Source organism: Streptomyces sp. NBC_00536 (genome assembly GCF_036346295.1).
Classification (GTDB): Bacteria; Actinomycetota; Actinomycetes; order Streptomycetales; family Streptomycetaceae; genus Streptomyces.
Window position 1 is genome coordinate 45,576 of the sequence record NZ_CP107821.1, and the last position, 23,132, is coordinate 68,707.

General features: G+C 69.9%; 10 protein-coding genes. 1 reads left to right on the plus strand and 9 read right to left on the minus strand.

The annotated features are described in order from the left end of the window. Positions 1-11: 11 nt before the first annotated feature. The 7 genes from OHS33_RS38790 to OHS33_RS38820 form a co-directional block, all read right to left on the minus strand. Entirely contained in the window at positions 12-15,755 is a 15,744-nt protein-coding gene (locus OHS33_RS38790; RefSeq protein ID WP_330335729.1) for a DEAD/DEAH box helicase family protein, read from the minus strand. 297 nt (positions 15,756-16,052) lie between these two features. Next, positions 16,053-16,265, minus strand: a complete 213-nt coding sequence (locus tag OHS33_RS38795; RefSeq protein WP_330335730.1) for a hypothetical protein — start codon at positions 16,263-16,265, stop codon at positions 16,053-16,055. Positions 16,266-16,341: 76 nt separating this feature from the next. Further along, positions 16,342-18,774: a phage portal protein gene (locus OHS33_RS38800; RefSeq protein ID WP_330335731.1), complete on the minus strand. Its 2,433-nt coding sequence runs from the start codon at positions 18,772-18,774 to the stop codon at positions 16,342-16,344. Position 18,775: 1 nt separating this feature from the next. After that, entirely contained in the window at positions 18,776-19,135 is a 360-nt protein-coding gene (locus OHS33_RS38805; RefSeq protein ID WP_330335732.1) for a hypothetical protein, read from the minus strand. A 58-nt stretch (positions 19,136-19,193) separates the two neighbouring features. Beyond that, on the minus strand, positions 19,194-19,352 hold the full coding sequence (locus OHS33_RS38810) for a hypothetical protein (protein WP_330335733.1): 159 nt from the start codon (positions 19,350-19,352) through the stop codon (positions 19,194-19,196). Between the two features lie 11 nt (positions 19,353-19,363). Next, positions 19,364-19,813: a hypothetical protein gene (locus OHS33_RS38815; protein ID WP_330335734.1), complete on the minus strand. Its 450-nt coding sequence runs from the start codon at positions 19,811-19,813 to the stop codon at positions 19,364-19,366. 89 nt (positions 19,814-19,902) lie between these two features. Beyond that, a complete protein-coding gene (locus tag OHS33_RS38820; RefSeq protein ID WP_330335735.1) occupies positions 19,903-21,114 on the minus strand; it encodes a hypothetical protein in 1,212 nt (403 codons plus the stop codon). A 91-nt stretch (positions 21,115-21,205) separates the two neighbouring features. Here OHS33_RS38820 and OHS33_RS38825 point away from each other — a divergent pair, with 91 nt between their 5' ends. Further along, entirely contained in the window at positions 21,206-21,736 is a 531-nt protein-coding gene (locus OHS33_RS38825) for an NUDIX hydrolase (RefSeq protein WP_330335590.1), read from the plus strand. Between the two features lie 14 nt (positions 21,737-21,750). Here OHS33_RS38825 and OHS33_RS38830 read toward each other — a convergent pair whose 3' ends face one another. Both OHS33_RS38830 and OHS33_RS38835 read right to left on the minus strand, forming a co-directional pair. Then, positions 21,751-22,284: an NUDIX domain-containing protein gene (locus OHS33_RS38830; protein WP_330335591.1), complete on the minus strand. Its 534-nt coding sequence runs from the start codon at positions 22,282-22,284 to the stop codon at positions 21,751-21,753. After that, on the minus strand, positions 22,281-23,123 hold the full coding sequence (locus OHS33_RS38835) for a class I SAM-dependent methyltransferase (protein ID WP_330335592.1): 843 nt from the start codon (positions 23,121-23,123) through the stop codon (positions 22,281-22,283). Before OHS33_RS38835 ends, OHS33_RS38830 begins: the two co-directional genes overlap by 4 nt. Positions 23,124-23,132: the final 9 nt, after the last annotated feature.

Consider the following 23,132-nt stretch of genomic DNA (forward strand, 5'->3'; position numbering starts at 1 on the left):
GCGTTCTCCTTCTACCGGGTGGCGAGCAGTCCGAGGAGGAAAGCTCGCAGGTCGTCGTCCTCGTACCAGCTGCCGGAGAACAGCGTCCCCAGCCCCAGCGCCACCAGGTCGCCGGTTCCACCCTGCTCCGTGCGCCCGCGGAATAGCCGGGCCAGAAGCGCGTCCAGGCTGGTTCGGCGCCGCGCTCCGGTCCGGCCGCTGTGGGTCCGGGTGAAGTGGAAGGCCTCCTGGGCCGCCAGCAGGTCGGGGTAGTGCTGCTGAAGGTGGGCGAGCAGTGCGTGGGCTGCCGCCCGTCGGCCGCCGTCTCCGAGGTCAGCGACGGTCGCGATCCGGCTGTCCGGGTCGTAGCCGCCTGCATCTCCGCTGCGGGCTCCGATGAACCGGGCCTCTGTCGGCGACAGCCAGTCCCGGGGGATGAACTGGGAGACGTCCGTGAGCGCGCGGACGGCACCCGGGTCGCTGTCGGGGGTGGTGACCAGCGATGCAGTGGTACCCGGTCCTACCTCGCGGACCTCGGCGATGCTGTCGCGGACGGCGCCGGGGAGCGCGGCCGCGTAGGACTGCTGGAGGCGGGCCGCTTCCTGCCGAGCAGACTGCGCCTCAACGCGGGTGGCGGCGATCTCCAGGTCCGCATCCGGGGCCCCGCCGGCTGCCGCCGCTTCGAGATCACGAAGGCGGCGTTCTGCCGACTCGGCGTAGTCCGTGGCGTGCCGGACGGTGCCGTGCGGGTCATCCCCGAGCTCGGGCGCGGCGGCCGCGAGCCGGGCCACCACGTCCTGGTCCACGTCCTGACCAGCAGCCCTCAGAGCGGCCAGGTGACGCAGGGTCTGCGGGCCGGGGCCGCCGTCGACCGCGCGTTCCGCGGTCCACCGCACACCGTCCTGCACCGGCGGAAGCTGTCCGGCCGCCAGCGACGAACGCGTGGTCGGGCGGTACCAGCGGGCCCGGCGGGACACCTGACCGAAGCGGCCCGGCGCCGGAAGGAGCCGTGCCCAGTGAGCCACCCGGTCACCGAGCGGCAGCCCGTCAGCGTGCTCGGGAAGGTCGGCGGCCGCGGCCAGGCGGCGCAGACGGCGCGTCTCGGGCCACGAGCGGACCCGCTGCATCAGGCCGCGACGGAAGCGGGAGATCCGCTCACGGACACGGCGCAGACCGGCCCTGCCGCTCCGCCACAGCTTGGCCAGAGCCTTCAGGAAGGCGGCGATCAGCGCGATGAGCTTCTGCGCGAGCAGGACGAGCCCCGCCACGATGCGCGCCAGGACCCCAGGGCGGCGGCCGGCAGGCACGTTCGCCGCGATCCGCTCTGCCGTGGCGGCTCGGGTCGCGGCCATGCGCTCGGCGAGCTGCGCCACGATGGCCGCCCTGCGCTCGTCGGTGAGCGGGCCGCCGCTCGCCGCCGCCTGAAGCGCTTCGCCCACGGCCTCGTCGGCGTGCTGAGTCACGGCTTCGTCCACGGGGCTCTGCCCGTCGTCCGGAGCGCTGTCCGGCCGGCTGCGCAGCGCCTCGGGAATCAGGCGGAGCAGGTCCGCCGCGCGCCGGGCGGTGTCCTCCTCCGATTCCCCGTCGAGCGGTTCGAGGTCGTCCACCGTACGGAGTGCCGCACGGATCGCGTCGGTACGGGCGCGGGATGCCTCAGGGCGCAGTGAGCGCACCAGTTCGTCGTGCTGGTCTCCTTCGACACCGGTGTTGGTGATCGCGGCGAGTGCACCGTTGCGAGCCTGGCGCATGGACGCGCGCAGGCTCTCGGGGGTGAGCTGCTGGGCGATCTGTTCACGGAGCTGGTGGATGCTTCCCGGGGTGTTGGTGCCCTCGATCGCGTTGTCGATGACGGCGCGCACCACGGCGTCCGCGTAGTCGGCACGCAGCTGGTCGGTGTCCGGACCCGGGTTGGGGTCGCGCGGTTCCGCATCCGGGTCGTCCGTCGGGGCCTCCGGCTCGGGGAGCTGGTAGAGCGGATCGCTGGCAGTCAAGGACCGCTTGAAGCGCATACCGTCCTCGTCCTCGATCGTGAGGACCCGTACGCCGCCGGGGACGTCCTGGATCTGCACGACGCGGTACGCGGCCATGGTGTCGCGGTCGAACTCGCCCGGCAGGGCGATGGTGTCGCCGACACCGACGGTGCCCACGGTGCCCGGCTCGGGTGTCCCGGCCTCCTCCACGTCGTTGCCGGCCGCAGCGTCAAGGTGGTCCGCCGCGCGCTGTGCTGCCCGTCCTTCCGGGGTTGCGGTGTCGGCGCCGTCTCGCAGCTCCTCGGCCAAGGCGCTGGCCTGCTCCGCAGTGACCGGCAGGTCGTTGGCGATGCGGGCTGCCGCCTGCTGGGCATCGGGGGAGTCGGTGGGGGCCTCACCGCGGTCCGCGATGGCGTTGCGCTCTTCGGGGGAGAGCTGGGGCTCCACCGTCGGCCCGTCGACAGGGTCCACGGCCGGGGCCAGCTCGCGGCTCGTGATCTCGCCCTGGCTGTCGGGAGCGTCCTCGGGACCGAGGCGAACCGGGCGACCCTCGGCGTCCAGAGCCCGCATGTAGGTGGCATCCGCGCCGCCGTCGAGGCTGTGCAGTTCGCCGCTGGTGGTGTCCACCGCGGTGATCCGGGTGTGGGTGGGGGAGACCTCCTCCTTGCCGGTCACCTCGACCGTGGTCATGCCGTCGGGGCCGTCCACGATGATCGAGTCGCCCTTGTTGATGTCGGTGACCGGAACCCTCTCCAGCCGCCCGACCTTGGCGGGCTGGCCGCTGTCGACGTCCTTGAGGCCGCCGAGGACACGGAGGTCGGTGGCGGGCCGGTCCTCCATCCCCTGCGGGGTGGCAACGGTCGCGGTGTCCCCGTCCACGTCTTCGACGGTGCCGAGCATGTTGCCGTTGCGGTCTCCCACGACGTTGCCGGGGCGTACGAGGTGCCCGTCGGCGGTCCAGCCGCTGGGCCGGGCGGCGCCTCCGTCGGTGACGTTCAGGGACGTGGGGGAATGGGTGTCGTCACTGCGGTCGTCGCCGAACTGGACCCGGGCGCTGTTGGCGTTGGCGCCGGTAACGACACCTTCGCGGCCGTCGGCGTCGGTGACGACCGAGCCCGGGAACAGGCCCTGACCGCTGCGGTCGGTGGGCACGCGTTCGGAGATCCGGCCGGCACGGATATCGGCTTCAGCACCGGTTTCCGGCGCGCCCTGGACGCGATCGTTGTCGTCGCGGGTGGCGCGGGCTGCGGTCGCGTCGGGCATCACCCACACCGACTCCCGCTTGCCGCGGCCGTCGGGAGTTTCGGCGATCAACACCCGATACATGCCCTGCACTCGGCGGGCCTGGACGGTCGTTATCTCCTTGGGCCCGTCCACCACGTACCCGGCGAGGGTGCGCGGTGTGCCTGTCTTCGTGATGCCCTCGATGCGCACCAGGTCGCTGATGCCGAGCTCGCTGACCTTCACCCACTCCGCAGGCCGGCCGTCGACCGGTTCGGGCTCGGCGTCCGGCTCCGGAGCAGCGTCGTCACCAGCAGGTCCCTCCTCGGCCTCAGGGCGGCCAGCCGACGGGGACGTGTCAGCGGGGCGCGCGGGCCGTTCGACGGCCGGTTCCGCGGTGTCGCTGGAGGTACGCCCTTCGCCGGACGCCGCAGCCGGTTCCGGCACGTCAGGCGCGTCCGGGGTCTCATCACCAGCGTCAGGCAAGGCAGCAGCCTCACCGGTGTTGCTGGTCTCGACAACGCTTTCGGCCTGCTGCGCCTGGGTGCGGGCCCGGCCCTCGTAGTCGATGCCGTCCGTATCCGGGTCGTACCGGTGCTCGGGAGCCCGCTCACCCACGGCCACGCCGTACCGCAGCTGCTCCTCGCGGATCTCGACGTCGCTCAGGTTCGCGCGGCGGAACACCATCGCGTCCACCGGGACGGTGATGGTTTCCTCGCGGCCCCCGTCCTCCCAAGGGGTCTGACCGACCCGGACACGGTAGGCCCGGGTCTTCACTCCTCCACGCTTCAGCGTGACTTTCCGAGGCATCCCGCGCAGGTAGCCCGTGCTGGTGACCATGGAGCCGGTGGAGGCGCGTACGCCCGAAAGGCGCACCACTACGTCGCCGTCCAGCAGCTCGCCGACCGGAACCTCCTCGGACTGGTCGAGGACGTCGTCCGTGATCAGATCGGCCAGAGCCTGCATCGCGGCCCTGTACTGGTTCTCCCGGTGATGGGCTGCCCGCGGGTCTTCAGGCCGAAGGTGGTCCAGCGTCTTGGCGAGGCTGCGCTCAAGAGCCCTCGGGGAGATGTGGACGTTCTCGTCCTGCGGCTTGTTGTACCGGTCTTCCAGCCACCGGAGTTCGTCGATGGCGGTGGCGACGTCGTCCGCAACATCTCCGCTCACCGTCCGGCCGGCGCCCAGAGCGCGCAGGAGTCCGTCCAGGGCCTCGTACCGCTCGACCTCCTCGTCCGTGAAGTCTCCTGCCGGCAGGCTCTTCGGGAAGAACATGTCGTGCCACCGGTCGAAGTCGCTCGCCATCTCCTTCGTCACCCGGCTCGTGTCCGGGGGACCGTCCTTCAGTCCTCGGAGCACCATCTCCGCGATGGCGGCCTCACGACTGCGGTAGATCGGTTCCTGGAACGTCGGGAAGAACTGGGGTACGACCTGCCACTTGGGCTCGTAGCTCTCGGGGTAGAGGGTCCGGTTGTAGATGTCCAGGTCATTGATGGAGCCGAGGAGGCGGCCGTCCAGCCACACCTCGTGCCCGTGGTCGGTGGGAAGCGCCGGGCCCGGCAGTGTCGCCCGTGCAGTCAGCTCCTGCATCCGTTCGAGGCTGCCGAAGCGGCGGATTGCGCCCTCATTGGAGACCACGTTGCCGTAGCCGCCCTCGTTGGGCCCCCAGAACGGACGAAGGTCCAGCTCCGGGTCGCCAGACGGAGCACCATCGTTGGTCTCCCTCTTCTGCTCCGGCGCAGGGCTCTGTCCCCCGTCGCCTTCGGGCCGTGCCGTAGCCGCAGGCGAGTCACCTCCGACCCCGCCGCTCTCGGCGCTACGTTCCTGGCTCGTGTCAACGTCGTTGCCCAGGCCTTCGTTCTCCGCGGCTGCGGCCTCCCCAGCCGCCGAGCCCACGGTCGGAACCGCTGAGGCGTCGGAGTCCGTACCGGCGGCTGCGCCGGGGGAGTCCGGGCTCTCGGCGGACTCCTCGATCCCGCTCCCGGTGTGGTCCGGCCCGTCCTGCTGCGTCCGCGCGCGGATGAAGGAATCCCGCACGAAGTCGATGGCGTCGGTGAGAGGCTCCCCGCGGGAGTCACGCCACTGGCGGAGAGCCTCCGCGTCGAGCTGCGGCTGCGCCCAGTTGATGCCGTCTCCGTTCTCGTCGCGCAGCCGCTCGTACTCGCCGGCCAGCAGCCGGGCACCTTCACGCCCGCCGATCTGGTCGCCCGGCGCCTCCCAGCCCTCCAGGTGCAGGCCGTTGGCCGCGACCCCGAAGCGCCAGGTCGCTCCGGTGTTGGTCCAGGTGATCAGGTTGCCGTCAGGGGACAGGTTGAGGCTGTCGTTGCTGGCGAGCTGGCGAAGGTACTCGGCGTGCCGCTCGGGGTCCGCGCCTTGGGGCGCGGGGACGTCACCGGAGCGGTATCGGGCCAAGAGGGTCTTCAGCCGGCCCGGTCCGTCCAGGTCCCCAGACGAGCTGCTTTCCCCGTGGTTGTTCCGGTCACGGTCGCGGTCATCCTTCGGGAGGCGTGGAGCGGGCGGCTGGCCACCGCCCGGATCGCCACCGGCGGCGTCCGGCTTCCTGCGGTCGCGGTCACGGCGGCGCCGCTGCTGCTCTCGACGGCGATCCTGCGGCTGGTTCTCGCCGGAACCCTGGCCGTCGCGGCGGTCATCGCCAGCGTTCTCGCCCGGCGGATGGGCATCAGGCGTGTTCGGCGGTCCCTCACCACCGTCGCCACCGTCGCCACCGTTCTGGCGGCGGCGAGGGGCCTGCCCATCGCGGTCTTCCTCCTGGTTCTCGGCCTCGGCCTGGGGTTCCTGCTGTCCGACTTCCTGGTCCCTGCTAACCGAGTCGTCCGCTGTGTCGCTGTTGTGTCGTTCGGCATCGCGTTCATCGTGGTTGGAGACGAGGAAGGCAATCGCCTGATCCCTGTCGTAAAAGTCAGACTGACGACGGTTGCTGGCGTACGCCTGCCAGAAGCCGCCAAAGCGATGGATCCCGCCGACGTCCTCTCCATCGGCCCTGACCCGGAACTCTTCGCTGTCGGCGTTGGGTTGCGACCGGTCGGTCTCGTGCAGCTCGGCACGCGCCACCAGGGCGTTGATCCGCTCTTCGCCACCCAGCGACTCCCTGTCGCGGGCGTGGGCATCCGCGCGCTGCTCTCGGTGCTTCTTGAGGGCCTCCAGATTCTTGCGCACCCAGTGAGGTGTGTGCGCGGTGTCGGGGAGATCCGGAGCATCTTCGGCCAGCCACCGCTCCGATTCCTCGATCCAGCGGTTGAGCCGGTCTTCGGAAACCTCCCGCGGGTGCGCCGGGAAGTGGAAAGACGGGCCGCGAGCAATATTGAGCAGCGGCGAGTCCTTCGCGAGTGCCTGAGCAGCCGCGTCCTTGGTGGGATACACGGTGCCGCTCGGCTTGCCGTCCTCTCCTACGACCTGCCACTGGTCGCGCTTGCCCTTGATGTCTCCCGCCCAGTTGTCGTCCACGTAGACGCGGGCTCGACCCCGCTCCGTGTCGGAAACATCCCAACGAGGCCGCAGGCGCGGATCAAGGTGAGACGCCATGAGCCGCTCAGCCTCGGCCTGAGGGATCTGGTCGGCGCTGTGCAGGAACCGGATCTTGGGGCGCGCTCCGCTCTCGTGCGCGGTCGCGATAGCCACGGCCGCATCTCGGGTGGGGTCCGGCTGCACGTACCGCCCGTGGTCCCACTGGCCCCCAGAGCCGGAGAAGAAGCGGTCGGCAACGGATCCGCCCTCCTGGTCGTACGCTCGCCAAGAGCCGTTGGCATCGTTCAGCCTGCCGATGGGCTTGCCGTCGAGGTAGACGACGCGCTCGACCTGGTTGCCGCGCATATGGAGCTCGCCAACTTCGAGAGGCTTGCCGTTGTGCTCGCCAACCCTCTCGCGCTCGTCTTCCGCACCCTTCCATCCGAGGGTGTTCGTGTGCTGCTCGCCTTCGTCTTCGCCGCCCGAAAGCAGGGCCGGGGCGGGTGCGGGCATCCGCTCCACTTTCCCGTCCAGCAGGATCGTTACGGCGTTGCGCGGGGACGGGCTCTCGCCTTCCGCACCGATGTAGAGGCGCCACGCCTTGATGCGCTTGCGGTCTCTAGAGGCCGTGACCTGCTTGGGTTCGGCAAGGAGGAAGCCGCTGCGGACGACCGGGTTGCCTGCTGTGTTTTGCGTCTGTACGCGGACGTAGTCGCCGGCCGACACCTGCTCGGGATCAAGGAGTTCGACGTCCTCGCCGTCCGCCTTGCTGTCCGTTGCGAGGGCATCGTTCAGTGCGCCGCGGTCCGATTCGGAAGGGCTGGAAGGCTGGTCAGTCGATTCCCCTTCGGCGTCGGGCTCGGGGGTCGGAGTAGGCGTTTCCTCGGGCTGCGCTGCGTCGGCCGGGGCATCGCCCGCGTCCGCCGGCTGCTCAGCGGCATCGTCGGCCTGACCGGTTGAGGAAGACTCCTCCGTACCGTCAGCGGCCGGGACGCCGTCGGGCTCGGACTGGGCCGGCTCGCTGGTCTTGCCGTTGTCCGGGGCCGTTTCCCTGGTGAGCCCGTCGAGATCGGCCCGTACCTGCTCGGGGTCGAGCGTGACCTCGCTCTCGGAATCTTTGCCGTCTGTCGCATCGGAGGCCGGGGCCGGCAGGCTGTCCCGCTTGTCCCGGTGCTTGGGCAGGTAGGCGTCGATCGCGTCCGCGAGTTCGCGCAGGGGCGCCTCCACCGCCTGCTCGTCGTCATCGAAACTGTCCCGCAGCAGTTCAATGCTTTCACGGGCGTCCAGGAGGCGGCGCTCCGTGGTGTCGTACTCGCCGTCGTTCATGGCGGCTACGGCGTCCAAGACGGCGCGGCGAATGAGCTTGATGCCGTCGGGGACGCGGTCCCCGGTACCCCAGGTCTCGATCCCCGTCTTGTGCAGGCGGGTTTCTGCCGCGTCCACGGTGTGCAGCTCGGCGTGCAGGTCGACCAAGGCGTTCGAACCGGCCTGCGGCTCCTCCTCGGCCGTCTGCCCGGCGTCCTGGTCGGGCTGGTCGACAGCCGACACGGACGGCTCCCCGGCGTCCTGCTCGGGCTGCCCGGCGTCCGGCGCGGACGGTTCTTCCTCCCGCAGGGCAGCAAGCTCACTGCTCACCTGCTCGGGGTCCAGTACGGTCTCGCCGCGCTCCTCGCGGGCACGCTGTACCTTCTCGCGCTTCTCGCGCTCCTTGGCGGCCTTCTTCGCTTCGGCGTCCGGCCACAGGATGCGGGGGCGGCCCTTCTCGTCCGTGCTGATGGACGGCGGGGCCGGCGTGCGGGGCAGGAGGTCGGTGTCCTGCGCGGCCGCGGGGTCGTCAATGTCGCCGGAGTCCTCGCCCGCGGCAATGCGGGCCTCACGGAGCTGGTGCTCCAGCTGCTCCAGGCGGGCGGCCTTCTCCTTCCCGGCTTCCGGGCTGCTGACCTGGCGGCTCTGCTCGCGGATGATGGCGCTGACGAGCTTGGAGCGGCGCTCGGCGGCCTCCAGCTCGGCTGCCTGCTCGAAGGGCCTCTTCACGCGCTCGCGAGCGGTGGCTGCGGCGCGCTCTTCCTGGCGGAGGTGGCTCTGCGCGCGGACGATCTTCTTCTCGACATCGGCAAGGGAGTCTTCGAGGCGCGTGATGCGCAGGTTCGACTCCGTTCGGAGGTCTTCCTCCGTGTAGGTGTGGCGGCTCTGGGGGACGTCCGGGATGCTGATGTCCACCTGGTGCACACGGCCGTGGTTGTCCCAGGACATGCGGTACTTGGCGGTGACCTCGATGCCGCCGACCCGGCCGATGACGGTCGGTGGCCGGCTGTCGCGCGGGTCGTTCTGTCCCTGACGAAGTACGGCGAGGGCGGCGGTGGCCAGGGCCTTGGAGGCCTCGTCGCGCTTGGTGAAGTCGGTGTTCCCGATCGTGGCGTTGAAGTCGTCGCCACGGGTGTTCTTCTTCCGCTTCACGACGTCCTGGAGCTGGGCGACGAGCTGGTCGGTCGCCTTGCTCAGCCGCTCGGTGGCCTGGATCGTGGACTTGTAGCCCTCAATCGTCCGCTCGTGGCCCTTGAGCTTGCGCTTGAGGATCGCGAGGGAGGCCTTGACGTTCGCCTGCTCCAGCAGGTGCGGGTTGCCGGTGGAGATTGCGGTGACCTGCTCGGCGTTGAACACGCCGTCGGGGATGTCCTCGACGGTGCGGTCGGTGAGGTTGCCCTTCATGAGCTGGCGGATGAACTTCGCCTTGCGGGCGACGGTCTGCCAGGAGAAGCCGTCGAAGGACTGCTCGGTGACGTACTGGAAGATCGCCACCTCGGGGTTCATGTTGCCCTGGCGGATGATGCGGCCATTGCGCTGTTCGAGGTCGGCGGGCCGCCACGGGCAGTCGAGGTGGTGCAGTGCCGTCGCGCGGAGCTGGACGTTGGTTCCCGTGCCCATCTTCGCGGTGCTGCCGACGAGCACGGCGATCTTGCCGGTCCGGGCGTCATGGAACAGGCGCGCCTTCTCCGCGTCGTTCTTGGCCTCGTGGATGAAGCGGACCTTGTCGGCCGGAACGCCCCGCTCGACCAGCAGCTCCTTCAGTTCCTGGTAGGCGGGGAACGGGGACTCGGCCAGCTCGTCCATGCTGGCCGGGCTGTCGCCCTTCTTCCCCTTCTTCTTGGCCTTGCCCGGGTCCTTGGGCGTGCCCATGTCCAGGAAGACGATCTGAAGGCCGCCGGGCGTACCGTGCGGGGTCGGGTTGTTCTTCGAGGTCGGGTAGACCGCGTCCTTCGTGTCCTCGTAGATCCGCCGGATGTTATCGGCGGCCGTGGAGAGCTTGAGGCCCTTCTCGTCCAGGCCGACCATCCGCGGGTCGAGAGAAACCTTTCTGCCGTCCGAGCTGATCTTGAGCATGTTGTCGACGCGCGGGTCGATGTCGCCGCCCTTGACGGCGCGGGCCCGCGCGGCGAGCTGGTCCTGGTAGGCGAGCATCTGCTCCGTCGGCTCGACGGAGATCGTGATGGCCTTGCCGCTGGCGACGTCGGGGGTGTCGAGGTACTCGGCGAGGTCGTCGCTGTTCTTGACGTCCGCGACCGTCTTCCAGATCCGCAGCAGCTCGGGCATGTTGCGGAAGGCCGCGAACCGGGAGACCTCCTTGAATCCGGAGCCGTCCGCGGCAAGCTCGACGCCCGAGACGATCTTTCCGTAGGTGGAGGCGAACTCGTCGAAGTCGCGGACCCTGGCGGCTTCCAGGAGGTCGGGCCGCAGGTAGCGCAGCATGGTGTGCGCCTCGGTCACGCTGTTGGAGATCGGCGTGGCGGTGGCGAAGGTGACGACGCGGCCCGACTTGGTGTTCCTGCGCAGGTACTCCAGCTTCATGTCGAGGTCGGAGGCCCTGTTGGAGCCCTCGATCCCGGCGCCGGGGATCCCGGAGTTCGTGGAGAGGTTCTTGTAGTGGTGGGCCTCGTCCACGACCACGTAGTCGATGCCGGTGTCCTCGAAGTACAGGCCGGCGGTGTCCTTCGAGGCCTCGATCTTCGCGGTGATCTTCGCTTCGAGCTTGCGGAGCCGGTTCTGGATCTCCTTGACCATCCGGGAGTCCGTACGGACACCCGGCTTGTCGGCCTGGTCCTGCTCCTTCTGCCGCTCCAGCGCCCGCTTGAGGGCCTTGGCCTCGCGCTTGATGTATTCGAGCTGGACCTCGGGTCGCATCGGGATGGACTCGAAGGCGTTCTGGGTGAGGATCACCGCGTCGTAGTCGCCGGTGGCGACCCGGGCGATGAACTCGCGGCGCTTGCGGCCCTGGAGGTCTTCGCTGGACGCGGACAGGATGCGGCCGTTGGCCGCGGACTCCGGGTACAGCTCCGCGAACTCGTCGGTGAACTGCTGAAGCATGTGGTTCGGGACGACCATGGCGGCCTTGTTGATCAGGCCCAGGCGCCGGAGCTCCATCACGCCCATGGTCATCTCGGCCGTCTTGCCTGCGCCGACCTCGTGGGCCAGCAGGACGGCCGGTTCGTTGACCATCCGCGCTACGGCGGCGTGCTGATGGGGGTGCGGCTTGAACCACTCGGCCAGGCCCGGCATCGTCCGGCGCTGCCCGTCGTACGAGCGGAGAGCCAGGTTGTTGTGCGTGTAGTTGTAGGCCCGCTTGATGGCGTCGGAGCGCTCAGGGGTAGCCCACAGCCAGTCCTGGAACTCCTCCCGCATCTCGTCGGCTTTGGTCTGCGCGGCGGCGGTGGCTTCCTCGTCCAGGTAGGTCTTGCCGCTCTCGTCCTGGTAGGTGACGCGGATGCGGCCGTTGGTCAGGATGGTCTCGGCGAGCTTGACCGCATTGAAGCCGGGCACGCCCCAGACCTGCTGCGCGACCCTGCCCTTCTTGATGCTGTCGGGGGCGTCCACCTTCCACAGCGAGCCGCCCTGGTAGCTGACGGTGACCAGGTTGGTGTTGAGTCGCTCGCGGAGGAACTGCTGCACGGGGCCGGCGCCGAGCCAGGACGCGCCCAGGGGCGCGTCGATCTCGCCGGGGGAGATGTCCGGCGGCAGGACGGCTTCGAGCTGCTTTACGTTGATCTCGAAGCGGGCGTCCTCGCCGGCGAGGGCCTGGGCCTCCTCCAGCCGCTTGCGGACGTTGCCCGACAGGTAGTCGGCGGCCGGGATGAGGTCGCCGCCATTGTGGGGCTCGAAGACGAGCGGGTACTCCTGGCCGGTGTCCGGGTCGACGGAGCGCGCGGCCAGGAGCTTCTCCCGGGCCGCTTCCGGACTGAGGCCCATGACCTTGCCCAGGGCCTCGCCGTTGAGGGTGGGGTGCTGCTCCATGACGATCGCCATGGCGTCTTCGGGCGAGCTGGCCCGCTCCGCGATGGAGCGGTGCTTGGCCTGCCGCTTGGTGAAGATCGCTGCGGGGGTGCTCGTGCCGGTGTTCGCGTCGAAGGAGTCCAGCGACAGCAGGATCGCCATCGTCGGGTCCTTGGTGAGCAGGCCGCCCATCGGAGGGCGCTTGCGGTACGCCTTCTCCACGGCCGCGCCGGTCTCCGGGTCCGTGGACTTCCGCTTGGCCCACTCGAACCGGTTCAGCGACCCGAACTTGGCGTGGTACTTGTCGTAGCGGGCCTTCAGGTCCCCGCGGAGCGTCTCGATGAGCTGCTCGTCGGCGTCCGCCCGGCCTTCCTCGGCGACCAGGGCCTTGAACGAGTCGCGCAGGCCCAGGAGCTGGCGCGCCTCCTCCGCCTGGGTGCTCGGCACGTCGTAGGGGCGGATCATGCCGTCGCGAACCTGCGTGAACGTGCCGTCGGGGGCGACCTCTACGTGCCCGTCGATGCGGTTGGACCCCTCGGGCAGCAGCTCGACCTTGCGGCGCTCACCGGTCTCCGGGGTGTACGACAGCCCGGAAGCCTTTGCCCGGCTGACTGCCTTCTTGAGGGCCTTGTCGAGGGAGGCGTCCAGGTCACCATCGCCGACGACGCGCAGCTCGCCCGGCCCGTACATGCCGTGGCCGACTTCCATCTCGCCGAGCACGTTCTGCGGGTTGTCCAGGAAGTACGGGTTGACGTGGACGTCCGGCGCGAGGAGCTTCTCGGCCTCATCGTCCGGCTGGCCGGGGAGGTCTTCGACCTTCACCGAGTGGACCCAGACCGGCGGGTCGTCCTTCTTGCGCTGCTCGGGCGGCTTCACCTCGCCGTTCCGCAGGCGGCCCGACGTGTACTCCTTGTCCTTCTCCCGGCGCCGGAAGATGAGCAGGTCGGTGACCACGTCGGTGCCGGCCGTGCGACGGTGCGCGCCGGTAGGCAGGCGGATCGCGCCGACCAGGTCGGCCTTACGGGCCATCTCCATGCGGGCGTCTTCGGCACGGGGCGTCGAGCCGTCCATGGTGTAGCGGGAGGTGACGACGGCGACCAGGCCGCCGGGGCGGGTCAAATCCAGGGACTTCAGGATGAAGTGGTTGTGGATGTTGTGGCCGCCCTTGTTGTGGCGGAGGTCCACGACCTGGTAGTCGCCGAAGGGGACATTTCCGATGGTGAGGTCGAACGTGCCGTCGGCGGCCCGGGTCTTCTCGAAGCCCTCATTGCGGACGTCCGCCTGCGGGTAGAGCGCCTTCGCGATGCCCGCGGTGATCGGGTCCAGCTCGATGCCGGTCATGTGCGCGCCCTCAGGCGCGTGACCGATGAAGTTGCCGGAACCGCTGCCCGGCTCCAGCACGTTGCCGCCGTCAAAGCCGAGCTCGCGCACGGCCTTCCACACGGCCTGCACCATGGACGGGTCGGTGTAGTGGGCGTTGAGGGTGTTGCCCTCGGCGGCTTCCCACTCGTCGTCGGTGAGAAGGGCGCGGAGCTTCTTCTGGAGCGGCTCGAACTCCGGCTTCGGGTTCGGGACGAAGACCTGCGGGGTCGCGCCCCAGCCCGACCAACGGGCCAGGGTCTCCTGCTCGGCGGCGGTCGCGGGCCGGTTCTCGGTCTCCAGTCGGCGCAGGACTTCGATGGCGGCGATGTTCGCCTTGACGCGAGCGGCCACGCCGGAGGGGACGAGACTGCGCCCGTCCTCCGGCGGCTGGAACTGCGGGGCGGTCTGTTCCTGCTCGCGGGAGCCGAAACCTACACGGCTGCGATCCTCGGCAGGCTCACCCTCGGCATCTCCAGATCCTCGGTCCCCGGCTCCTTCTCCAGGCTGTACACCATCTCGTGCAGCGCCTTCTCCCGCGCCCGCATCGTCGCCATGTTCACGCTGCCCATCGCCTCCCGGAAGTCCATCCCCGGAGCCGTCTCCTCCCGGAAGCCGTCCCGGTACTCCGCGATCAGCTCCTCGATCTCCGCGCTGATCTGCGCGAAGAACGTCTCCGGCGGCGTCGTCTCCGCCAGCTCGGCCAGCGCCTCCGGCCGGTACGTCGTCCAGAACGCCTTCACCAGCGCCTTGTACCCGCTCACCCTGCTCCTCCTGGTTGTCGCGCGGCTGGCCGGCGGCCTGCTGCGGGGTCACATCATCACTCGGCGCGGGGGCGCCCGCACTGTCCCGGGTGCCTTCGCGCTCTTCCGTACCGGCGGCAGGCGCGGGCCTGCCGAACCGTGCGGCCTGGCTGTCGTTCATGCCGCGCTCGCGGTCGAACTGGCCGGCGAGCAGCCAGATCGCAACGTTGGAGGGCTGCCCGTCCTTGTCACGGAAGGCGGCCAGCTCCTTCGCCACGTCCGGGCTGCCCCAGTCCAGGGTCCGGCCGTCTCCATCGCGAAGGTTGCTGCCCAGGTAGAGGGCGAAGCGGTCCGCGGTCTCCTGGTCGGGGAAGTTGCCGTAGCGGCCGAGGCGGTGGGGACCCAGCCCGGACATGCGGCGCCCAGAACCGGCCGTCATCACGGTGAAGCGCCAGTCGTCGCTGCGGCTGGTGTCCTCCACGATGGCGAAGCCGTGGTGACTGGCCAGGTGAATCCGCAGTTTCGGATCGTTCGCCATGCGGCGCAGTGCCTCGGCCTGCGCCTTCTCGGTGTCCTCCCCAGCGGGGTTCTGGTCGCCGCCGCGCTTCCAGAACTCGCGGAGCTCCTCGGAGTTGCGGGGGCGGCCGCGCTCGTCGCCGGCCGCCTGCTTCGGGCCGACGTGGCCTACGGCGACGTTCCCGGCCGGGGCGCCGGTGCGCTCGGTGACCTGCCGTGCGGCCTGTGCCTCCGGGGACGGCGAAGTTGCGGGCTTCGTCCTGGCGGTGGCCCCCTCGCGCTTCTTGGCGGCCCGCTCGGCGAACGCCTGCGAAGACTCCTTGGCCAGGCGCCCGGCCATGGCCCGGCCTTCGGGGGTGGCGAGGCGCTTGAAGGAGTCGGGGTTGTTCCAGTCGATCGGTTCGCCGTCGAGCTGGGCGTCCTCGATCCGGTTGGCGAAGTCCGCGGCCTCTGCCTTGCGTGCCGTCAGGGTCAGGCGGATGCCGGTGTCCGTGTGTATGACGCCCCAGCCGGACTGCTCGCGGCCGTTCTTCCGGATCGTCATGCGGCCGACGACAAAGTGGCCATTGCGGCTGAGCTGCGGCTTTTCGAGCTCGTCAATCAGCCCGGCCATGCGCTGGTTGTGCGAGGCCTGAGCCTTCTCGTCATCGGTGGACGGACGGAGCTTGCCGCTGGCCCAGTGCGCGCGGACGTCCTCCAGCGTCTTGAAGCGGCGCTTCGGGTCGCGGCGGGCCCGCTTGGGCGCGGGCTGCTGCTCGTCAGGCTCGTCGTCGTCCGGCTCGGGCCCGGCACCGTGGTCCTCGCCGTCGGCGTCGTCCCCGATGCCGTTGCCCTCGTCGTCCTGGGCGTGGGGGTCGTCGGGGGTGTCGCCCTGGTCACCGGCGTCCTCGGCGTCCTGGCCGGTGCCGCGCCGGCCGTCCGCCTGGCGGCGCTCGTCCTCGTCGCGGACCTTCTTCTTGCTCCGAGTCGGGGCGGTGCCGTCGGGGCGGGCAACCATCGTCAGCCGGGATGCGTGGATATTCGACCGCTCGTGGGTGCTCAGGTTCTCCACGAGTACCTGGCGGCCGCCCAGGGAGCGCAGCACGCGCGCCATGCCGCCACCCCAGAGACGGGCGATGCCGCCCGTCTCGATGAAGCGCCCCTTGCTGTCGCGGGGATGCAGATCCGCGTTCCAGGGACGACGGGCCCGCTTGGCTTCGAGGCGGGCGGCGATACGGTCAGCGGCGTTCGTGATCTGCATGCGGCGGACCATGCACACCGCAGGGGGTTAACGTCGCGGGCTCAAATTCACGGCCCGGAAACGGGCTCGGCCTGCCCCGCAGACGGGGCAGGCCGAGATCACGACCGAGGAGGTAGTCAGTCCGACGACTGACGATGTGGATCTACGCGGTTCCGTAGTGGTGCTGCGCCCGGGAGCGCAGAGATGGTGGTGCTCAGGTTGAACCGCCGTGCGGGCGTCATGTCCGCGGTGGTGCCTCGGTCGTACACCTTCACCCTGCCACGGACCGCGGGGCGGAGCGCGACAACACGCCGACTCCTACATGGTCTCGGTGAGGATGTGGAGGAGGAACCACACGGAACCGCCCGCCAGCGCAATCGTGAAGATGGCCCTTCCGGCTTTCGAGGTGCGGATGCGGAACAGCCGGCGGGTGTTCTCGCTGAGGGTGTCGTCGTCACGCCGGTTGAGCAGGGTGATCGTCTCGTAGACGACGAAGAACGCCGCCCACGCGGTCCAGAGAAGCGCGTTCATGTGGGAACGGAGGAAGCGGGCTACGCCTCTCACGAGGGTCTCCTTGCTGGTCGTGGCGGCTGGCGCGGGCGGTGGATCACGGGCGGGCGTCGAGGCGATAGCGAAGGCGGCATCGGCAGTTGATGGTCAGGTGGAGGGGGGCCAGCTGGTCGGCGGGGAACCTCATGGGGTAGCCGTCCACCTGGAATGGGGTGCCGACGGGCAGGGTGGTGCCGTCTACGGCGGCGTGTGCGGCACGAACCCGGTCGTCGCGCCGTGTGACCCAGGTGCGGACGATGTCCGGGCCGAGTGCCGCAGCGGTGGAGTCGGCTGCGCCATTGACGGTTGCGACGGCCGCGGTCTCGGCGATGGTGGCGGCGGCCCGCGGCCCCAGGTCGGTGAAGGTGGTCCGGACGAGCGCTACGAGATCGTCCACATCGTCTGCGGCAGTCTGCCCCTGCGCGAGCAGGGTGCTCAGGGCGTCGAGGAAGCTGCGGGCCGTCTGCTCTGCTGCTGCTACGGCGTCGAGCACCAGAGCAACGATGGCCCCGGACGCCGGTGTCGGCGGCTCGGTGGCGCCGAAGGCCGCAGCGGTGCGCTCGGCCGTCGTACGTGCGACTCCGGCCAGGGCCCTGGCCAGGGTGCTGTCGATCTCCTCCAGCCACCGATCCGTGCCGACGATACGGTCGACGTCGAGCGCCGCCGTGCCACCGCGGGTGTCGCTGGGGCCGTCGTCCTTCCAGAAGGGCGTGCCCTTGCGGGCCTTGGGGGAGCGCAGGCGCGCGACGATGACGCCCTCCTGGCGGTCGAAGAGCGGTGCCAGTGCGGCGGCCACGGCCGCGTTCCCTCGGTCGAAGTCGGTATCGGTGACCTCGAAGGACGGGGCTTCGGCGGCGGGCCCCGGCAGAGCCTTTGCCTGGATGCCGAGAGCCTGCGCGACGGCGGCCGCGGCTTCTCCCGGCGGTTGCACTTCGGCCTGGCGGGCAGCGGCGACAGCTGCGGTGGCCGCCGCAGGACCCTCGTTGACGGCGCTGCTGGCGCGAGCGGCATCCACAGCGGCGGCGGCGACGCCCGGTCCGGCCGTCTGGCCAGCGTCGGCGCGGGCCTGCGCGACGGCGGCCGCGGCATCACCGGAGGCGTCGGGCGCCGGCGGCAGCGCGGCGTTCGGGTCGGCGGGTGCCTGGCCGGGCGGCAACTGGCCGGGACCGCCCGGGGCGCCGGGGCCCGCGATGCCCAGGGCCGCAGCGTCCTCAGGCCGGGCGGGGACAGGCGCCTTCTGCGGGGAAATCCACAGCGCGCGGGTATGGGCGTTGTCGAAGACCGGGAGACCGGCTCGTCTGCGGTACTCGTCGACGGTGATCAGGCCGGCGTTCCACTCCTCGCGGGCCTCGGCGCGGCGCTTGCGGCGGGGCAGTTCCAGCGCCTCGACCGTGCTGGTGTCGAAGCGGATGGACAGGTCGAGGCCGCCGAGGTCGCTGGCGAACGCATCGGAGATCAGCTTGAGGTGGGGGAGCTCGGTGTGGATCCAGAACCCGTACTCCTCCTGCTCGGCGTTGTCGAAGGTCCGGCCGGACGCGTTGCCGGTGACGGACTCGGGGACGCCGAACGCGCCCAGGATCTCGATCTTGGCGTTCTGCGCGGCGGCTTCGTAGGCCATCTCGCGAGGGCGGGCGGCCAGGTCGACGTAGTTCATGCCGCCGGGCCCGGAGCCGACGACGGAGACGTGGCCGGCGAACTCGGACCCGGGCAGGAACCGGGCCTCCAGCCGGTCCATCTCCTTGTCGCTGAGGGAGGAGGTGTCGACGGCGACGATGCCGCCGGGGCGCGCGTCATTTTTGATGAACGCCACGTTGTAGAGGCGGGAGAGGTGATCCAGCTCGATGCTGATGCCCGCGGCCTCCAGCGGGGTGGTGCCGGAGAACGGGTCGGTCGGGTGCGGGTCGCGGATCCAACGGACGCGTTCGGGGTCGAGCTCGCGGACCTCCCCGTGGAGGGTGGTGAACTCGAAGTGGGCGATGTACTCACCGCGCGGGTCCGGCACGGGGATGACGCGGTCCGGGGGCAGCAGGTCCAGCCTGGTGATGGTGCCTCGGTTGGAGCGGGTGACCTCCACGAAGGCGCCCCGCTTGGACAGCAGGATCTGCGCCGAGAGCCTCTTGCGGAACTGCGGGCCGGTCTCGACCGGGTTGGCGCGCCCGTTGAGCACGCGCAGCAGGGGGTTGTCCTCGATGACCTCCTCGAACTCGCCGTCCTCGGTCAGGCCGCGACCGACTTCCAGCGGCAGCCGGGAGGCGTGCTTGCCCATGGTGTCGATGGCCTTGTAGACCCAGACGACCCGCTCGTACCCCTCGGTGACGACACGGCCGATGTCCCAGCCGTCCGCGCGGCCTTCGGTGCTCCATATATTCGAGGTGCCCGCGTAGCTGGTGGAGGTGTAGCCGCCGGACCAGGTGATCTGCTTGGTCTCGATGTCCCGGCGGCCGGAGGTGACCAGCGAGCGGAGGGAGGGAAGCCAGCGACGCTTGGCCATTTCACGCCTCCTCGCTGCTCAGGAACACGCCGATGGCGAGGAGCAGGAAGAAGAGCAGGGACCAGGGCGTGAGGTAGAAGGCGAGGCCGACGAAGATCCACAGGCCGATTGCCAGCGCGGCGTACCCGCCGATGAGGCGCACCGCCGGGTGCAGAGGCGGCGAGATGTAGAGGACTCCGCCCCCGCCGACAACGAGTACGAAGCCGGCCAGCGCGAGAGCGGCCAGCGGCGCGGCGCTGTACAGGGCCCCGAGCAGACCGACCGTACCGGTGCTGACCAGGAACAGGCCGATCAGGTCGCGGGCGATGCGACGCTTGGGCGCCCGGTGGCCGGGGGGCGGGAGCTGCGTTGGAGGGTTCACGCGGCGGACCGTAGGGTCCGGGCCCGCTTGCGTCTCGGGCTGCCGAGCAATGCCTCGGTCAGTCGGTGTCGGGCACGATGATCGTCCAGACCCGAAGCCAGGCCAGGGTTATGACGACCACAGCCACGACGGCGGCCAGTGCCCCGTCTTCGGTGACCAGGAGGGTGCCGACCCCGGAGACGGTGCCGAGGGCCAGCCCGACGATCAGGAGGGGCACGGACGGTCCCTTCACCGGGCGGGCCGGGAGACGCCGGAGACGTAGGCGCTGATTCCGCGCCGCTGCATCCGTCCGCCGGGGATGACGCGGGCGTTCGACGGCATCTCGGGGATCTTGCGCTTTGCCCGCTGGCTCTGGTCTCCGCCGATCAGGTGGCGGTTGTCGAGCTGCGCCTCGCAGTCGACGTCCGCGACGTCCTCGAAGGGCCGCCGGCAGTTGCGGCAGTAGACCTCTAGCGCGTCGATCCGGGTGCCTTCGACGGTTGTGAAAGAGCCGCGGAAGTCTGCGAGCTTCGCGATCCGTTCCTCCACCTTGATCTCCGCAGCCACGATCCAGACGTGGGCGAGCGACAGTTCGGGCTCCTCGTCCACGGTGGTGGGCGGGGTGGCGTCCAGCGGTTCGGCGAACAGGTCGGCAAACGTCTCGAAGGAGAGCTGGTCGCTGACTACAGAGGTCGACACGTGATGAATCCTCCCGGCGGCGGTACCCCATGACGTGACCCTGCGTCAACGTCTGGCCGCCTATATGGACGGAGTCACGTGCCCAAGCGTTACACCTTCAGTGAAGCCAGCTCTGGGTGGGCGGTGACTGCATCCCGCAGGAAGCTGCGCTTGGAGTAGAAGGTGCGCTGGTCTGCCAAGCCGTTCAGGGTTAGGTAGCCCAACAGCAAGCTGTCGATGCGCTCCATCTCCCTCATCACCCCCTCAGGGTCCTGGTCGACAATGCCGCGCGTCCGCCGATACTCCAGCTCGCATTGCGACAGCACCACGTGGGGTGCGCTCATGAGCGAGCAGTGGTCGAAGAAGATGCCGTACACGTGGCCCGTGGCCATCGACTCGCAGTGGACGTCGTAGCGGACACGCCGGAACGGGGGCATCGCCCGTACCTTCAGGCCGAGCTGTCCCCGCAGGTGTTCCTCGAAGCCGGATTGCGCGACGTCGAGGACCGGGGAGAGCTCCTCGCGGCGGGCGAAGGCGTCCTCGGTGTACCACTTGCGCTTGAGGACGTGGCCGCCGCTCACGGTTCGGACGAAGGAGGCGTAGCCCACTTCGGTCTCGGGGCCCATGACGTCGAACAGGTGGTTCTCGGTGAAGTTGGCCTGGAACTCATCTCGGAACTCTGGCCGGCAGCCGTCCAGGCCGCCCGTTCGCAAGGTCTTGAGCAGGTCCATGGAGGCTGCCCAGATGTCTGTTCCGGCCGTCAGGTTGTACTTGACTTCCAGCTCGGTGCCCGCGAAGTGGGTGCGGTAGTACCGCCTGTGGTTGTTGAGCTGGAGCACCGAGGCGTTGTGAGCTTCGAGTACAGGTTCCAGCCAGCGGAGATCTTCGACGGGGCCCGTCCCGACAGGGGAGGGTGTGGAGCGGACGAAGCAGGCGTCCTCGGGGAAGAAGTGGATCGGGGCGTACGCGTGATAGCCGCCCGGGGCTTCGGCCAGGTAGCAGAGCGGAACGAGGGCGGCTGTCACGGTCGTGCCGATCGTGGCGTGCAGGGCAGGACCAGCGATGCCGTGGAAGAAAAGGTCGGCGCCCGCGATCACGCGCGTCTGCGACAGCTTGTCGCCAGCGACGGTCAGCGCCTGGGCGGGACAGGCGCCGAGGTCATCCCATCGCACGATCACCGTGTTGCCCGGCACCGCGATCTCCTGAGGTTCGACTCTGACCAGGACGATCGGGTCATCGACGCGGCGGGGCGCGGTCTGATTGAGCAGGTGAACCCCTCCCAGGACGACCCAGGCGTTGCGTTCCGCGAAGCGCGCAGACATGGCAAATCTCCTTTCACGGTGCGAGTCGGCGAGGATGTGCTTCGTGCTGTCTCCGCGCCGCCGGAATCAGTTCGGGCATAGGGTGGGCGGAGTGATCCACGGTGAAACCGAAAAGACGATCTTGGACTCGGCAAGTGCCGATGTCCGGCTGGCAGCCCTGGAGTTCGATGGGGCGCGAGCATGGTGGGACCACGCGCGTCAGCTTCCTCTGGAGCCGCTGTCGGCCGATGTCTGGGTGACTGATCCGGCCTTCGAGCACGTGCTGCTGGTGAGGCACCGGTGGCGGGGCTGGGTGCCGCCGGGCGGCAAGGTCGAAGCTGGGGAAACCCCGCGTGCCGCGGCGGAGCGCGAACTGGGTGAGGAGACCGGTTTGCGGGCTGAGCTGTTGGAGGTGCCGGCGGCCGTGTCCGTTCGTTCCTACCGAGCCGACTGGTCGCCGACGCTGGGCCTGTCGTACGCCGCGATCGTACCGATGACCGTGCAGTTGGGCGGGGAGACCGGGCAGCCGCCGCAGTGGTTTGCCCTCGGTGAGGCCTGGAAGTCGGTCTTTCCGGAGGACCGCGAGCGCATCCGAACGCACGTGCGCCGGCTGGCGGCCGAGCGTGCTGTCGGGGCCCGCTGACCTGCGGAACACGGTCAGAGCACCGCCTCGATCTGGTGGAGGGTCTGGCTGGGCATCGTGATCAGTTGCAGGTCGTGGAGGAAGCGGACCCAGACCGGTTCCAGGCCCGGCAGGGCAGAAAAATCGGTGTCGCTGATCTCTCCGGCAGCGTAGGCCGCGGTGCGCCGGGCGTACTGCTGAAGCTGGTCGGGGTGAACCCAGCGAGGCGTTCGCACCTCGCGGGCCGAGGGGCGGATGTGGCCGCTGGTCTGGGCCTCGAAGATCGTCCAGTGATGGCCGACCGCGCCGTCGGTCAGGCGGCGGCACCGATTGGCTCTCCAACTCTGCTGGAGAGGATGAAGGCGGGTCACGGTGAGCCCGACTTCCTCGGCGACTTCCGCGGCGGCGGCCTTCTCCGGACTCCCGTGGGAGTCGACGTGCCCGGCCACCGGCGCAAGACCGGCCGGCGCGGTGGCCCTCTCGAAGACGAGAAGGCCAGCCGTGCCGGAGATCAGCACGCCAACGCTGGCGTGGTCGCACCGCGGGACGCTGGAGGCCGGTCTGATCACGGCCGAACCTTGGGGCGCTCGGCCACGACGACGAGCCAGCTGGTCACCGTTTGGGCGTCCGGGATGGTCTGGGCGTAGGCCTTGGCCAGCATCTCCATGCGCTGAGCGTGGGTGAAGTCGCCGTCGGGTCGGGCAAAGACGGGAATCGACAGCCACGCCATCTTCTCGGCGACCGTGCCGTGCTGGGCGACGACCTCGGCGTCGACCAAGTCCATCCCGGCGGAGGAGAGGTGCGCGGTGACCGCCTCCAGCGGCAGCTTGGGAGCAGGCGGTCGGGTCGGGGGCGGGGCGTATCCGTAGTCGCGGGCGGCGACCTGGTGGATCAGCCGGTTCAGTGACGGCCCGGGGTGGGCGCTCTTCTCGTCATCGTGTTCAACACCGGCGAACCCCCCGCCGATGTTGAACACGAACCGGCCGCCTGGACGCAGCACCGTGTGGACGGCGGTGAAGACCCGCGGCACGTCGGTCTTCCAGATAGCGGAGTTGCACACCACGGCGTCGACCTCAGCGGTCGGTGCGTGGCGGTCCAGGTCTTCGGCTGCGGCGGTGACCCAGGTCAGGCGCGGGTCGTCCAGGGTGCGCCGGCCGACGCGCTGCATGGCGGCGGCGTTGTCCAGGGAGATGACCCGCGCTGTAGCAGGGGTGAGTTCGAGGATCGCCTTCGCAGTCGCTCCGGCTCCGCCGCACAGGTCGAGGACCAGACGGCTGTCCCCGAGGCGGGCACGACGGCCCAGGTCGCGGCTGGTGGTGCCGTACATCGGGAACGCGCGTGTGAACGCCTCGTACGCCTCAGCTGTCGTGTCCTCGTCCCAGCCGAGGACGGCGTCATGGGGTGCCATTTGGGTGCC